14 protein-coding genes are annotated in these 15,304 nt (G+C 39.7%); 6 read left to right on the top strand and 8 right to left on the bottom strand.

The genetic code is table 11. The features are described 5' to 3' along the window. The first annotated feature begins 35 nt into the window (after positions 1 to 35). From ACE1CI_RS19335 to ACE1CI_RS19325, 3 genes are all read left to right on the top strand, one after another. Positions 36 to 884 carry a DUF4351 domain-containing protein gene (locus tag ACE1CI_RS19335; RefSeq protein ID WP_413263166.1) on the top strand — a complete coding sequence of 283 codons (849 nt, stop codon included), beginning with the start codon at positions 36 to 38 and terminating at the stop codon, positions 882 to 884. A gap of 61 nt (positions 885 to 945) precedes the next feature. Next, on the top strand, positions 946 to 1,761 hold the full coding sequence (locus tag ACE1CI_RS19330; RefSeq protein ID WP_413263144.1) for a helix-turn-helix domain-containing protein: 816 nt from the start codon (positions 946 to 948) through the stop codon (positions 1,759 to 1,761). Between the two features lie 8 nt (positions 1,762 to 1,769). Beyond that, positions 1,770 to 2,585 carry a tetratricopeptide repeat protein gene (locus ACE1CI_RS19325; RefSeq protein WP_496615578.1) on the top strand — a complete coding sequence of 272 codons (816 nt, stop codon included), beginning with the start codon at positions 1,770 to 1,772 and terminating at the stop codon, positions 2,583 to 2,585. A 12-nt stretch (positions 2,586 to 2,597) separates the two neighbouring features. Here the strand turns inward: ACE1CI_RS19325 and ACE1CI_RS19320 are convergent, their stop codons facing one another. From ACE1CI_RS19320 to acs, 7 genes are all read right to left on the bottom strand, one after another. Further along, positions 2,598 to 3,635: a DNA cytosine methyltransferase gene (locus ACE1CI_RS19320; RefSeq protein WP_413263142.1), complete on the bottom strand. Its 1,038-nt coding sequence runs from the start codon at positions 3,633 to 3,635 to the stop codon at positions 2,598 to 2,600. 236 nt (positions 3,636 to 3,871) lie between these two features. Beyond that, the gene (locus ACE1CI_RS19315; RefSeq protein ID WP_413263141.1) at positions 3,872 to 4,954 is read right to left on the bottom strand and encodes a hypothetical protein; all 1,083 of its coding nucleotides are present in this window, start codon (positions 4,952 to 4,954) and stop codon (positions 3,872 to 3,874) included. A 3-nt stretch (positions 4,955 to 4,957) separates the two neighbouring features. Beyond that, positions 4,958 to 6,250 carry a glycosyltransferase gene (locus ACE1CI_RS19310; RefSeq protein WP_413263140.1) on the bottom strand — a complete coding sequence of 431 codons (1,293 nt, stop codon included), beginning with the start codon at positions 6,248 to 6,250 and terminating at the stop codon, positions 4,958 to 4,960. A gap of 124 nt (positions 6,251 to 6,374) precedes the next feature. After that, positions 6,375 to 6,746, bottom strand: coding sequence for a hypothetical protein (locus ACE1CI_RS19305; RefSeq protein ID WP_413263139.1), 372 nt, complete (start codon positions 6,744 to 6,746; stop codon positions 6,375 to 6,377). A gap of 27 nt (positions 6,747 to 6,773) precedes the next feature. Continuing rightward, a complete protein-coding gene (locus ACE1CI_RS19300; RefSeq protein WP_496615577.1) occupies positions 6,774 to 7,739 on the bottom strand; it encodes a flagellar assembly protein H in 966 nt (321 codons plus the stop codon). Continuing rightward, positions 7,732 to 8,496, bottom strand: a complete 765-nt coding sequence (locus ACE1CI_RS19295; protein WP_413263137.1) for a glutathione S-transferase family protein — start codon at positions 8,494 to 8,496, stop codon at positions 7,732 to 7,734. The genes ACE1CI_RS19300 and ACE1CI_RS19295 overlap by 8 nt, the downstream gene beginning before the upstream one ends. Positions 8,497 to 8,723: 227 nt before the next feature. Next, positions 8,724 to 10,691: an acetate--CoA ligase gene (acs, locus tag ACE1CI_RS19290; RefSeq protein WP_413263136.1), complete on the bottom strand. Its 1,968-nt coding sequence runs from the start codon at positions 10,689 to 10,691 to the stop codon at positions 8,724 to 8,726. Between the two features lie 159 nt (positions 10,692 to 10,850). On the opposite strand from acs, the gene lhgD reads away from it, so the two are divergent. Beyond that, positions 10,851 to 12,038: an L-2-hydroxyglutarate dehydrogenase gene (gene lhgD, locus ACE1CI_RS19285; protein ID WP_413263135.1), complete on the top strand. Its 1,188-nt coding sequence runs from the start codon at positions 10,851 to 10,853 to the stop codon at positions 12,036 to 12,038. Here the strand turns inward: lhgD and ACE1CI_RS19280 are convergent. Further along, the gene (locus ACE1CI_RS19280; RefSeq protein WP_496615576.1) at positions 12,031 to 12,723 is read right to left on the bottom strand and encodes a PEP-CTERM sorting domain-containing protein; all 693 of its coding nucleotides are present in this window, start codon (positions 12,721 to 12,723) and stop codon (positions 12,031 to 12,033) included. The genes lhgD and ACE1CI_RS19280 overlap by 8 nt on opposite strands. A gap of 771 nt (positions 12,724 to 13,494) precedes the next feature. On the opposite strand from ACE1CI_RS19280, the gene ACE1CI_RS19275 reads away from it, so the two are divergent. Together ACE1CI_RS19275 and ACE1CI_RS19270 are read left to right on the top strand one after the other, a co-directional pair. Beyond that, the gene (locus ACE1CI_RS19275; RefSeq protein ID WP_413263133.1) at positions 13,495 to 14,325 is read left to right on the top strand and encodes an aldolase/citrate lyase family protein; all 831 of its coding nucleotides are present in this window, start codon (positions 13,495 to 13,497) and stop codon (positions 14,323 to 14,325) included. Between the two features lie 26 nt (positions 14,326 to 14,351). Then, positions 14,352 to 15,287 carry a D-2-hydroxyacid dehydrogenase gene (locus tag ACE1CI_RS19270; RefSeq protein ID WP_413263132.1) on the top strand — a complete coding sequence of 312 codons (936 nt, stop codon included), beginning with the start codon at positions 14,352 to 14,354 and terminating at the stop codon, positions 15,285 to 15,287. Positions 15,288 to 15,304: the final 17 nt, after the last annotated feature.

The raw sequence follows: 15,304 nt of genomic DNA, 5'->3' as shown, positions 1-15,304 counted from the left end.
ACAATTATTCACACCTATTTCTCAACAAAAGTTTCTTGGCTTACGACAACACTTGCAAGTATCTTGCTGAAAAATTCCCAGCCGCCTTTGTCCAATGGTTGCTGCCGATCGATCGACCTACCACCATTGAGGTTCTCAAAACTGAACTAATTCAAGAACCTATTCGCGCTGATTCTCTGGCTTTCTTGCAAGCCGATAACCAAATTCTACATCTGGAATTTGAAACTCTACCCTACTCCGATCCGCCGATGCCGTTCCGAATGCTTGATTATTATGTCAGGCTGAAGCGGCAATACTCCTGTTCCATCAATCAAGTAGTAATCTTTTTGCAGCAAACAGCCTCGGAACAAGCTTTTGTCTCCCAGTACAGGGACGACAACACCCTACACCGCTACCGAGTGATTCGCCTGTGGGAAGAAGACCCAGCTTTACTGCTATCCGTTCCTGGCTTACTGCCATTGGCAACATTATCTCAAACTAACTCACCGCGAACTTTGCTAGAGCAAGTGGCTAATCGGATTGCTACAATTGAAGAGCCAAATCAACAAGCCGATCTACTCGCTTGTTCCCAAGTCCTCGCAGGTTTGAGGTTTGAAAAAAACTTAATTAGACAATTATTTAGGAAGGAAACTATGCGGGAGTCTGTAATTTACCAAGAAATTCGCGAAGATGGTCTCCAAGAAGGTCTTCAACAAGGACGGCAACGGGAGGCGCTGTCGTTTGTTACTCGCCAGTTGACTCGACGTTTTGGTACGATCGCTCCTGAAATGCAAGAGCAAATTCAGACTTTATCTATAGAAGAATTAGAGGATTTAGGAGAGGCACTTTTGGATTTTTCCTCAGCAACAGATTTAGCAAATTGGTTGAATCAACGTCAGCCTTAATTGCTACTATATAGCATCATCTGTTTAAAAGTTCATGCCATATTTTAAGGAAATTTAAGCTATGACTGTTGATGAAGCTCTCGCGATCGCAGAAACTCTCCTAGATGGCGAATGCTTAAACGACGTGCAAGAGTTAATCTTCAGACAATGTTGGTCAGGCAGATGTTCATATCAAGAAATTGCTCAACTCTCTAAGTATGATGATGAATATATAAAATCTGTAGCTGCTAAACTTTGGAAACAACTCTCAGATGCTTTTGAAGAAAAGGTAAAAAAAAATAATTTACAGTCGGTTTTTAAGCGATACTTGCAACGAAATCAAGTTAATTTACACCGCCATAAGGTAATAGAAGTCAATCTGACAGGAAAAACATTAAGTAGAGCGAATCTAACAGGTGTAAAACTATTTACAAATCTAGGTATAGATTCTTGTCAAAGCGACTCACACAAATCAACTATACCTAATAATAACACTAACTCGCTAGAAGAAATCATCCAATCTGAAGAAGATAACCAGCAAACTGGCGATAATTCAGAAAAAATCTATGTTTGGAATGATTTACATTTCTACTACGAAGAACAAATCAAGATAGCTGAAGCACTCGATCGCGCTAATATCCTTTTCTTCCCTAATGCCAAAGCACGCCTCACAACATCAGAAGGTAGACAAAATCAAGAAGCCAACTTTCTAATTTTCCATGAAGGCAAATGGGGTATTCTAGAATTATCACATCCCGATGCAGTAAAAACAGAAGAACGCGATCGCCTTTTTGAAACTCACGGTATCCACATCATCTATTATTGCAACTGTAGCAGATGCAATGAAGAACCCGATCGTGTTGTGCAAGAGTTTCTCGATATTTTGAGTCAGGTATAGAGTTAGAAATGGCAAAAGTTTGGCAGGTGATTAAAGTTGGTTTAACTATGGCAGTTGTTGTGATTCCGAATCAACTGTTAATTGGTCAGAAATTACTGGCACAACCAGGGAATTCTTATACTTTAGAAAGGCAATGTAAAACACCAATACAGCCAGAAATTCCTTTTCCTGAAAAGCAAGCAGCAGCACAAGAAGCTGTAGTAGCTTGCGATCGCGCTTTAGCTAACACTCCGAATAATAGCCCGATTTTAGTTGATATTTTAGCCAACAAAGCTTTTGCTTTACAAATTTTGGGGAGGTATGAAGAAGCGATCGCAATTTGGGATCAAATAATATCTATAGACCCTCAGCGTGGATCTAATCGAGCCAATGTAGTCAGAGAATTAGAAAGATATTCCCGGTGGTATTCTAACAGACCAATTCAAATTTCTGATACATGGGTAAAGGCTTTAACTGAAGCATTACGGCTAACTATAGTCAACTTGAAACAGCCAAATTTTACTGTATATAGTGATTGGAAACTGCCACCGAAAACCATTGCTGATTTGTCTAGACTTTGCACAAAGAAAGTTGTTTTACCAGAGCAATTCGCTGCCAATCCTGCTTTAGCAAGGTCAATAATAGAATGTGCTGTGCGCGTATTTCTGAATGAAGAATATTACCAAAGCAAAAATAATGAATTAGAAGCTGTTAGGCGTGCTGCTGCTGTATTTTGGTTTGGGACATCTGATGCTAGCATTATTAACAATTTACCCGGAAGCGGTGAATTTTTGCAAAATGTAGTTAATAATTATCGACGATTACGTTCTGCTTCTAAGGGTTAGTTTAGATCGGTTTCAGTAATTGAAAAGTACGAGTTGTTTATATTCTGGAGTTTTTGTTTGTGGTTCATTGGGTTGATTTGATAGGAGGTTTTGATTTAGGATGGATTTAGCGATCGCTTCTACCATTGGAACACAAACTGAATTGCCAATTTGCTTGTAGCTTTCTCCTAAATTAGAATGAATTTTAAAAGTTTCGGGAAATCCCATAATTCGGTAACACTCCCCTATTGTTAATTTTCTCACTATATCTTGCTCAGGAATATAGATAAAAAATCTCCCTGAAGTTTCTTGAGATGGAAGCGTGGGATGAACGCCATCGATCGAATAAATCCTATTAGGTTGTCGATGTACTCTTGATAAGTGTTCTGTATTAGGTCTAACTCCAGTTTTCCAAGTACTTTTGTTGCGATAACCAACAAACAAAAGTCCTGATTCTTGTAACTTGGGATGCTCAATTAAAGTATATTCTGATTTATCTAAAATTTCAAAATTACCTGTTTCATCTAAAAAATCTCTGAGTCGAGGCGGAAATTGTCTTCTTAATCGGGAAAAGCTAAACTCTTTACCTTTGCTGGCAATAATAATAATTCTTTCTCGATGTTGGGGAACGCCGAAATTTCTGGCATTGAGAATTTGATAGGTTACATTGTAGCCCAAGTTACGCAGACTAGCTAGAATAACATTGAGGGTGTTGGTGCGATCGTGATGAATTAAATGCTTAACATTTTCCAGTACAATGACTTTCGGTTGTTTAGCTTCGACAATTCTACAAATTTCAAAAAATAACGTTCCTCTCGTATCCTCAAATCCCTGCTTTTTACCGCAAATACTGAAAGGTTGACAAGGAAAACCTGCGACTAAAACATCAAAATCTGCTAAATTATTTGACTCTATTTTGGTAAGATCATCAAAAGGCTTTTCTGCAAAATTATTCCGGTAAACTTCTTGGCATTTTTTATCAATATCGCAGGAGAAAACACATTTAAATCCTGCTTGTTCAAAACCCAATCTAAACCCACCAATTCCAGCGAATAAATCTACAAATTTCATTAATTGATTCCTAAAATAATGCTATTTTTATATCGTTATACAAATCCGGCTTAACTACTTCCTTGATAATGGAACCGCAGAGGCATAGAGAACGCAGAGAAAAGAGGGAGAAGACATAGGGGTAACTAACCCAGTTTTGGTATTATTTAAAGAGGATTATAACATAAAGATGATAAGACGCAGATAAATTAAAGTGATATCTGCGCTAATTCTTTATGTAAAAAATTCCAAGTTTATCAAAGGGAATCACCTAGTTTACCGGATTTTAAAAAGCGACTGATAAAATAACCAACAACTGGGCTGCTAAGAATAAAAAAAGGAAGTAGCAGGCGATTTCCCCATTCTTGCCATTTGAGTAACAAGCAGAATAATAGAAATCCGGTGCTGTTAGCGATCGCTAATAATACAACATCTGACAGTTCTCTTTTTTTGCGTAAATACAGCATGAAAGTCAGCATTGCCACAAATATGAGAATTAAATGAACTGCATTGCCAACATAGTTATCGTCAGGCAGTGTGATTCTCCACCACAAATAATTAAAATCAAAAGACTTTCCCGCATTAAAGCTAGTTTCGGGGGAATTTACATCTATTTTCAAGATATCTTTATGAATCTTCTCTACTAGTTTCCAAAATTCAGCTAAGGGCAGATTTAATGCCACATTTCTCAGCAAATTAGAAACTAATGGAATTAATCCGAAGTGTTTAACAATTAAAGAAGTACCGATCGCACTTCCGAAAAAAGCGAACCACTGAACGCAATTTGCAAAGCGATCGCCACCTGATAAAATTTGCAGATGAGTGACGATATAACTGGCTCCGGGCGCAAAAGAAATTTGCCGCAAATTATGAGTTGGAAAATGGGCAACAGTTTGGTTTTGAATCCAGTGCATTACTCGCGGTAGATGATAAGTCATCGAGTCGTAGTTGTAAGGCGGTACGAGTAATGCTGTTAGCAAAGTTATACTGCTAATTACAATAAATCCAGCTATGCTAATTATGTTAAGATTATTTTGATTCCTCAAATAGTTCCCTAGCTGATTTTTAATTTTGATACTATTTATTGATGGTTTGGAATAAAAAATTACTACTGTTAAAATCAGGCTATTGATTACAGCTAGGGATGTCCACCACAGTACAATATAACTGAATGACAGCGATCTACTAAAACTTAACAACTCAGTTATTACGGCAATAATTACTCCGTAAATAACGGATGTTTTGATAAATGCACTTCTTAGGCAATCTGTTTGACGGTTATTTATTTTAATAGCAATCAAAGTGGTTAAAAACGATACTGCTATTAATAAAATTGCCATTTTTTAATTCCTAATTTTGAGGTTTAGATGGGTTTTACTACCCAGTTCGCGATCGGCAAACGTATAAAGTTTATGCCCGGTAAAACTGAGTACAGATACGCAGGCAGCACTAAACAAGCGGGCAGTTGTGCTGTTCCAGCCAAGTTCGCCAATTAACAGTTGTAATAGTCCTAAGTTAGCTAGTAAACTGTTGATGGCAACGATCGCAAATATAGCGTATTGATACAGAGAATTTTTCCAAAATACCTGAAACACGAAACGGCGACTTAACCAGAAATTGATGTTTAAACCAGAAGCCCAACTTACACACAAGGCTAGTATATACCACAACCCTAATTGAGTCAGGAAGGAAAAAATTGCTACGTCTACGATCGTTGCTGCACCACCGGAGAATAAATAGCCGATAAACTGCTGTATTACTGTTACTAACTGTTTATTGCGACGAGAAGTTGGTGTTGAGTTTTCCCATGTAGGAAGGGCGCGAGAAATAAATTTTTTCCGTTTTGGAGCGTATTTTGGTTTAATTTTGCTGGCAACAGATTCTGGCATTTCACTAAAAGAAGCAGCTAAACCGCAGAAAATATTAAAGTATAAGATATACCATAAAGCTGCGAAACCATCTTTTAAGCCAATCTTTTTACCTTCCTCATAAGTTCTACCGTAATAACTAATAGGAACCTCATAAACCGCGCATCCCATTTTAGCTAGTTTGGCTACTTTGGCAGTTACTTCAATTTCAAATCCAAACCCACGCGAGGTGATTAACATATTTCGGATGATGTCTCCCCGAAAAGCTTTGTAGCAGGTTTCCACATCCGTCATATTCAGGTTAGTAAATAAATTGGATAAAAAAGTTAGACCTTTATTACCTAAATAATGATAGAAATACAAGACACGGGCGGCTTTGCGAACTAGAAAGCGAGAACCATATACTACATCGGCATAGTGATCAATAATTGGTTGAATTAGTTGGGGTATTTCTGCCGGATCGTATTCTAGATCGGCATCTTGAACTATAACAATATCACCTTTAGTAAGGAGAAAGCCTTGTTTCAAAGCTTCCGTTTTTCCCGCATTTCGATTATTTCTAATAAAACGGACTTGTGGGTAAGTATCTGTTAGTTCAAACCCGATTGCTGGAGTTCGATCGGTTGAACCATCATCCACGATTACAATTTCCAATAGGTTTGGGATAGTCAAAACCTTGCGAACTACCGCTTCCAAGGTAGACTCTTCGTTATAAACGGGGATGACTACTGATAAACAGTTATGGCGATCGCAATTTAGGTGTTTCATTAGTCGATGGAGAAGCTAGATATAGTTAGCTTACCCATTTGCTCCTATTTTCTTATCACTGTGCAGCTAAAGAAATTAAAGGGCTACGATCGCGCAATAAATGGTTCACTGGTAATTGCTGGATTTAATTTGGTGCCTGAAATCGACTTAATAACTCTTCACGATTAGATTGCATAATCAATTGAGTTACTTCGTTAGTTGGTAATTGAATCAAAGGTTCAATAATTTGGGATAACTCAGGATCAATTATGTCAAATTTTACTTCTAGCATACTCTCAATCGTCAGACGCTTTCCTTGCTGTATTCCTTGTTGTATCCCTTGTTGTATGCCTTGTTGTATGCCTTGTTCTTCTCCTCTTTTTAAAGCGTCTTGTTCCCATTGAATGTACAAAGGTGATAATTTCATAATTAAACTCTCTTCTTCTGAGTCTAAAGTTTCTGTGGTTTGTAAGTTGGCTTGGAAATTGGTTAGTAAGGTGAGAATGTTCGATCGCAACGGATGATTTACTGGTAATTGCTGGATTTAATTTGGTGCTTGAAATCTACGTAATAACTCTTCACGATTAGATTGCATAATCAATTGAGTTACTTCTTTTGTTGGTAATTGAATCAAAGGTTCAATTATTTGGGATAACTCTGGATCAATTGTGCCAAATTTAGCCTCTAGCATACTCTCAATTGCCAAACGCTTTCCTTGTTGTATCCCTTGTTGTATTCCTTGTTGTATTCCTTGTTGTATTCCTTGTTGTATTCCTTGCTGTATACCTTGCTGTATTCCTTGTTCTTCCCCTCTTTTTAAAGCGTCTTGTTCCCATTGAATGTACAAAGGTGATAATTTCATAATTAAACTCTCTTCTTCTGGTTCTAAAGTTTCTGTGGTTTGTAAGTTGGCTTGAAAATTTGTTAGTAAGGTGAGAATGTTCGATCGCAAAGGATGATTTACTGGTAGTAGTCGTATTTCATCAATTGCTGACTCTTGCACTTTCCCTTTACCTAAAAGTCTCAGCCAAAGGGTAGTTTCGGTTTTCGGTAATTGATGAATTACCACAATTGCCGTCCTGAGATACTCAGGTAACAAATAGATTCCCTGTTCCCAGTTCTCTGCATCCATTTTAGCGCCAAAACCATTGAGAATCGAGTCACCTGACGTGGGAGAGAGAATCCACAGGCGAGGTAAACTTTCCTCTAGCAAACGTTCTTTTTTCCGGGTAGCTTCTCTTTGTAACTCTCCGCGTAATGTGAATAATTTTAACAGACAATTACAGATGTCTGTGGGAGTGGCTGGATTACGAAATGGTTCAAAGATGGCAGGATTAGCCGCTAATTTGCCTAATAATCCTAACACTTCTGGATAGGTAGTCGGGGAAAACCAAACATCAATTTCCCGCACTTCTCCGGGTACGCGACGAGGTGCTTTTACTTCCCCAAAAGGTGCTAATAATTCTTCTAGATAATCTTTGGCGAATTGATCGTGAATAAATCTAGTCATGGGTTTTATAACGCTTTTCTTGATAAAGACGCAAAGCGTATTTGCCTGCGACTGTTTCACGCAAGGTTTGAATCTGTTCTACCATCTCATCAGGAAGTTGATTCAGTTCAGGTAAAACTCCACCATACTCAGGTGGCAATAATCCTGGTGCTGATAAACTGGCAAATGCTAAGTCTGCTGCTGAAAAGTAGTCTCCCATTAAATATTTACGCCCATCTGAAAGACGATCGCTAACGCCTGCAAAAATTTTTTGAACTTTATGATAGGCAGCGATCGCACTTTCACGATTAACGTTATAACTGGAATACACCAAACGGCGAGTCACGGGAAACAGAATCGGAAATAGTAATTTCTCCCACTCTGGTACTTCTTCACACCAAAGTTTTTGGATCAAACTTCGATTTGGAATTGTATAAAAATATCCCCACTGTCTTATTAAAACACCGAGTTTGCGATTAAATCGCGCTTCTAATTTTTCAACTTCATGCCGTAGCACTGGCAAATCTGGATACAGTTTTAGATGAGAAGGTGCTACTGTATCTAGATATTTGAAGATATCTGCTGAATCTTTAAAAACTTCTGTTTCAGTCACTAAAATAGGAACGCTGCTTCCACCAAGCGGATTTGTTTTCAGCCTATGCAATAGAGGTAAATGGCACTCTTCAATGTAGGAAAAATTTATCCGATCCATTGCCCATCGGACTTTCTCGCAGTAATGGCTGAGTCGAAATGTGATTAACCGAGGTACAAATTTCATCAATCACTCCGAAAAACTGCATCATATCATGTCCGGTTGATTACCCATTATGTAGAGACGTTATATATAACGTCTCTACAGGATATATAACGTCTAAATCAGGGTTTTGGATTAAGGATATTGTGGCTGATCGATCGGACATGATATCACATCATAACGCCAAAAGGATTTTAGATTCTAGACGGAATCATAAATCCACAATCTAAAATCTAAAATCCCAAATCGAATTACGCACCTTCACGCAATTTATCTAAAACTCCGCGATCTTCTAAGGTGGAAGTATCACCAGAAACTTCTTGTCCGGCGGCTAAATTTCGCAGTAAGCGGCGCATAATTTTACCAGAACGAGTTTTTGGTAAGGCATCGGTAAAGCGAATTTCTCCGGGACGTGCGATCGCACCAATTTCACCAACAACGTGCTTTTTCAGTTCCTTACTCAGTTCATCAGAAGCAGTAAAACTACCTTCCAAAGTTACAAAAGCAACGATTTCTTCACCTTTTAATTCATCGGGTTTACCAACAACTGCTGCTTCGGCAACTGCGGGGTGAGACACCAAAGCTGACTCAATTTCCATTGTGCCTAAACGGTGTCCGGCAACGTTAATTACATCATCAACCCGACCCATTACCCAATAGTAACCGTCTTCATCTCTGCGAGCACCATCGCCAGCAAAATAGATGTAATTCCCATCTTTTGGCGGAATATGTTCCCAATAAGTTCTACGGAAGCGATCGGGATCTCCATACACAGTTCGCATCATTCCAGGCCAAGGATATTTTACCGAAAGATAACCGCCTTCATTATCTCCAACGGCATTACCATCTAAGTCCAAAATATCAGCAATAATTCCGGGGAAAGGACGAGTTGCAGAACCGGGTTTTGTAGGAATTGCACCAGGTAATGCGGTAATCATAATTCCGCCTGTTTCCGTTTGCCACCAAGTATCTACAATAGGACAACGTTCACCACCAATTACTCGGTGATACCACATCCAAGCTTCGGGGTTAATAGGTTCTCCCACAGTTCCTAATAATCTTAAAGATGAGAGATTTCTCGCTTTTGGATGTTGTTCTCCCATCTTAATAAATGCTCGAATTGCTGTTGGTGCGGTGTAAAAAATGGTGACTCCATACTTTTCAATTACATCCCAAAAACAACCGGGATTAGAAGTACGAGGCGCACCTTCATACATGACTGTTGTGGCACCGTTGGACAGGGGGCCGTAAACTATATAACTATGTCCGGTAATCCAACCAACATCAGCAGTACACCAATAAACATCGGTGTCTTGCAAGTCAAAGATCCATTTGGTTGTGATATGGGTGTAAAGGTTATACCCGCCTGTGGTGTGGACTACGCCTTTGGGTTTTCCGGTACTGCCACTAGTGTAAAGGATGAATAGCAAATCTTCGCTATCCATTGGTTCGGCGGGACAGTCGGCGGAAACTCCCTTTTGTAGATCGTGCCACCAATGGTCGCGTTCTGGTTCCATGTGAATTTGTTGTCCGGTACGCTTGACAACTAGGACATTTTGAACTGTGGGTACGCCTTCTGCTAATGCTTTGTCTACTTGGTCTTTCAGGGGGACGATCGCATCTTTGCGCCAACCACCATCTGCGGTGACTACTAGTTTAGCTTGTCCGTCGATTAAGCGATCGCGCAATGCCTCCGCACTAAACCCGCCAAATACTACGGTATGCGCCGCACCAATTCTGGCACAAGCTAACATGGCGATCGCTGCTTCCGGTATCATGGGCATATAAATGCCGACGCGATCGCCTTTTTGCACGCCTAGCTGTTTGAGCACATTGGCGAATTGACAAACTTCCCGGTGTAACTGTGCATAAGTCAAAGTGCGCGAGTCTCCCGGTTCGCCTTCCCAGATTAATGCTGCTTTATTCTTGCGCCAAGTGGTTAAATGACGATCTAAGCAATTGTAGGAAATGTTGATTTTCCCGTTGACAAACCATTTAGCGAAAGGTGGTTGCCAGTCTAACACTTGATCCCACTTTTGGAACCAGTGTAACTCTTGTTCTGCCAACTGGGCCCAAAATTTTAGCGGATCGGCTTGGGCGCGATCGTATAATTGCTGATACTCCTCCAAACTCTTAATATGAGCGTTTTGGGAAAATTCGCCTGAAGGATGAAATAAACGTTTTTCTTGTAGGATTGATTCGATCGTTGATTGAGGCATAGTTCTTCGCTAGATGTTAAAACTCGCCACCAGATTGATTGGTAGCTGAAAATACCTTTTTCAAGATACTTTGTTTCTTGACAAATTTATATAAAAGAATGTTTAGTTTTTCTCGGTGACATAGGTAAACTGACACCAATTAGCGTTTAGGTACAACTTATGTATGATTTGGCAATTATTGGTGGGGGAATAGTTGGTTTAGCTACGGGAATGGCGATCGCACAAAATTACCCCAATTCTCGGATCTTAGTCTTAGAGAAAGAAAGTAGCTGGGCATATCACCAAACCGGACATAATAGCGGCGTAATTCACTCTGGAATTTATTATAAACCAGGGAGTCTGAAGGCGAAACTTTCTCATGCTGGCAATCTCTCAATGGTGAAATTTTGTCAACAGCATGGAATAGCCCATGAAGTTTGCGGTAAAGTAATTGTTGCTACAGACCCAAAAGAATTACCTTTATTAGAAAATCTCTACAATCGAGGTTTAGAAAATAACTTAAGCGTCACTAAACTGAGTGCAGCGGAAGTTCGGGAAATAGAACCTCATGTTAGTTGTTTAGCGGGAATTAAAGTAACCTCAACCGGAATCGTTGACTATCGCCAAGTTTGTCAAAAATATGCTGAATTGATTCAACTTCATAGTGGAGATTTACGGCTTAATACTAAAGTTTTAAATATTATTAGTACTAGTAATGGTCAGATATTAGAAACTAATCAAGGGAGTTTTGAGACTAAGTTTATCATTAATTGTGCGGGTTTGCAGAGCGATCGCATTGCCAAATTAGGTGGAGTCGATCCCCAAGCCAAAATTATCCCATTTCGGGGAGAATACTATGAATTAACTCCCGAAAAACGCCATCTAGTTAAAAATTTAATTTATCCGGTTCCCAATCCAGAATTTCCCTTTTTAGGCGTGCATTTTACCCGGATGATTGACGGCAGCGTTCACGCTGGGCCAAATGCGGTTTTAGGGTGGCGGCGCGAAGGTTACAAAAAAACTGATTTTGACTTCAAAGATTTTGTCGAAATAATCACCTATCCAGGTTTATGGAAATTAGCAGCGAAGTATTATGACGAAGGAATTCAGGAAATCATTCGCTCTTTTAGTAAAGAAGTTTTCGTCCAAAGTTTGCAAAGATTGATTCCTGAAATTCGATCGGAAGATGTCATTCCGACTCATGCAGGAGTTCGTGCCCAAGCATTAATGAATGATGGGTTTTTAGTGGATGATTTTTTGATTATTAAAGGGGAAAATGCCATGCACATTTGTAATGCACCTTCGCCAGCGGCAACTGCTTCCATTGAAATTGGGAAAGCAATTGTTGCAGAAATTGAGATTAGTTAATCGCCAATTTTCGCCCTAGCAACCAACCACCACCCAATAATAAAAACGCCAATGCAGATGAAGGTTCTGGAACAGAATTTGTTGGCAAAGGAGTGATAGGAATCGAAGTACCAGTAGGATTCCATGCAGTTACTCTGATCTGTCCACTATACCCAACCCAAGAGTACAAGCGATTCATTCCATAATCACGAAAAGACATATTTAGTGTTATTGTACCGGAATCTCCTAAACAATCGGAATCAGAGTGACAAAACAGGCTAATACTTGGGTTTGTGTTTGTTCTTGACAAAATAAACCAAGTCCGAGGAAGACCAGGTGGCATATTATTAACAGGCTCTATATAAGGAAAAGGTATGAAGTCGGTCGGGTTATAGTTATACCAGGGATTTGGTTGTACGTATCCAAATCCTTGAGTTGACCTAAAAGACCATTGACTTCCCATCTGCATCCCTGGAAACCAATTAAACGGACCGGAGAAACTCCACCCTTGTCCTGTAATGGAAAGACTAGACGACCCTGTATTGTTCAAATTAGACTGCCAATCATTTTGACTAATTATGTTACCTGTCACCTTTCCATCAGTTGATTGAAAGCTTAAGGTAAAAGCTTGTGCAGGTGTGACGGTTGCTGTTCCCAGCAGTGTCATTGTGGTAATAGCAATTAATAAATGGTGGCGAATCAACATATTTTCTCCTATTTTAAATTTAGAGATAAGTTTGGGCATCAGGTCGTATAAGTGACCATATTTTAGCCCAATACTTTTTTAACTTAAACCTATATAGATAAATACTTACTTTGTGCAAAATTACTAAAAAATTTACAAATTTTACTATTTTGCTCAGCTAATACTTCTAAGAGAATAACGCATTTTTAACATGAAAGTTAGAGATAATACTTCTTAAGTAAAACCCAGGCAAAAATTGTACATAATTACAGTAGGAGTAATCAAGGAAAATTAATGGTAGCGATTCGAGTTCCTAAAAAGGAAGTGACCTGACTCCAGACTCCTCACCAAAACAATTTACTCACCTAAAAGCGTCGGATGAATGCTCTCGCTGCACCGTCAGGTGCTTAGGGGAAGTATCAATTTTTAATCGCTTCCACCCCAAGTCCACACAGGATTACCTGTTTTTATCCCCTGTTTGAACACGCTTAAGGGATATTCATTAGGATCAAAACCGCCAGCTAAGTCCGTCTTCAGTAAAGGTAGCTGAAGTCGAAATTTTAGTTATAATTCCCGGTATCGCTATCGCAGATGTGCTGATAAAGAATCTTATGAAAAAGTTAGATAACAAAGCAAAAATTAACGATTTACTTAATATATATATAAATAAAGTTTAGCAAAATTCCTTTATAATTAAAAGAAAAACATTCAAGAATTGTCTATTTTAGAAAAAATCTCTGCTCAAATCTTAGCGGAATCAACAAGATACCCAAAAACTCATTGCACTTTGTTATGGAAAAAAAGCTAAAATTGTTTTTGTTTAGCACAGATTTATCCTTAGCTAAACAAGCTGAAACCGCAGGTGTGGACAGCATAATTGTAGACTGGGAACAAAAGGGTAAAGGCGATCGCCAAACGAATTATGCCACGGAAATAAATTGTGATACGCCAGAAGATGTGGCGGCATTAGCTGAAGTTTTGACGATCCCAGTTACAGTGAGAATTAATGCTTTAGACGAAAATAGCGATCGGGAAATCAAAACAGCTATTGATAACGGCGCGAAAATCATCATGCTACCTATGGCAGAACATCCCAGCGAGATAGAACGTTTTATTAAACTGGTCAATGGCAGAGCAGAAACGGCGATCCAAATTGAAACTCAACCTTTAGTTGAACACTGTCATAGTTTACGAGATCTTGGCTGGAGTTTTGCTTATATTGGTCTGAATGATTTAATGATTTCTCGGCAAAGCAAGTGGCTGTGGGAAGGGGTAGCTGATGGCACAGTGGAGCGAATTTTTGATATTTTAAGCGATCGCCAGGTAGGATTTGGCGGAGTAACAGTAATTGGCGGGGGAAAACCTATTCCGTTTGTCGAACTTTTATCAGAAATGGCGCGTTTGGGTTGTCACTTAAGTTTTCTCAGACGCAGTTTCAAACGAGAGATTCAAGGACGGGATCTAAATGCAGAAATTGAAGCTGTTGGTGCTGTTTGGTCGGCTGCTTGTCGTCGTCAACCGGAAGCTATTTTACAGGATCACAAATTATTTATGGAGAGAATCCAAGAAACTCGATCGCAAGTTTATCCATCCTCCCCTTCGCCAACTCAAGTTTCCGCTTAAAAGAATTGCCAAAAGTTGAAGAATCTATGCACATCTTGTTAATGTACAGTACGCACAAGCCCAGCGAAGAACACTTACAAAGATTAACTGCTATTGAACCTTCAATCCGGGTAAGTGTAGCCGAAAGTGAGGAAACGGCGATCGCAGCGGCTAAAGATGCAGATGTGATTTTTGGTCATCGTTACCTAATCCAATCTCTTCCTTATACTCAAAATCTCCGTTGGGTGCAATCAACCGCTAGTGGTGTCGATCGTTTACCTTGTGTTGAGTTAGCCCAACGTCAAGTGATGCTGACTCGCATGACCTTACAAAGTTTCGTCATTGCTCGACACGCAGTAACATTAGCTTGGGCAATGGTGCGTTGTTTGCCTCAAGCTTTAGAGTACCAAAAAGCGGGGATTTGGAACCAAACCTTTGACTGGTTACCGCTTCCCCGTCAAGCGATCGTCTTTGGTACGGGAAATATTGGTCGCGCCATTGCCAAGTTACTTAAAGCAGATGGGATTAAGGTAACTGGCGTAAAACGAACGGTGAATGGGGAAACTTTAGCTGAGTTTGACGATCTTTGCGATCGTCAATCTTGGTTCAGTCTACTCCCTGACATGGATTGGTGTTTTCTCGCCTTACCTCACACAGAAGAAACCCGCGACCTGTTTAATGAAACTGCAATGCGGGCGCTTCCCAGTCATGCCATCATCGTTAATGTCGGTCGAGGAGAAACACTGGTGAGTGCTGACCTCTGTCGAGTCCTGTCTGCTGGACATCTCGGTGGTGCAGCCCTTGATGTACTCTATCCAAAACCCACTAGTTCCGCAGACCCCTTTTGGCAAACTCCCGGGCTGATCGTTACCCCTCATGTAGCGGCGCATCATTACGAACGTTCAGCAATGATGGAACAATTTTGCGAACAACAACTAGTTCGATTTATCAACAATCAACCTTTACTCGATCGCGTTACTTAAGCAGACAAATTATTAAT

This window comes from Floridaenema flaviceps BLCC-F50 (genome assembly GCF_041929275.2).
Lineage (GTDB): Bacteria > Cyanobacteriota > Cyanobacteriia > Cyanobacteriales > Aerosakkonemataceae > Floridanema > Floridanema flaviceps.
The sequence above is the reverse complement of the archived record's forward strand: the minus strand, read 5'-3'. Positions and strand labels throughout refer to the sequence as shown.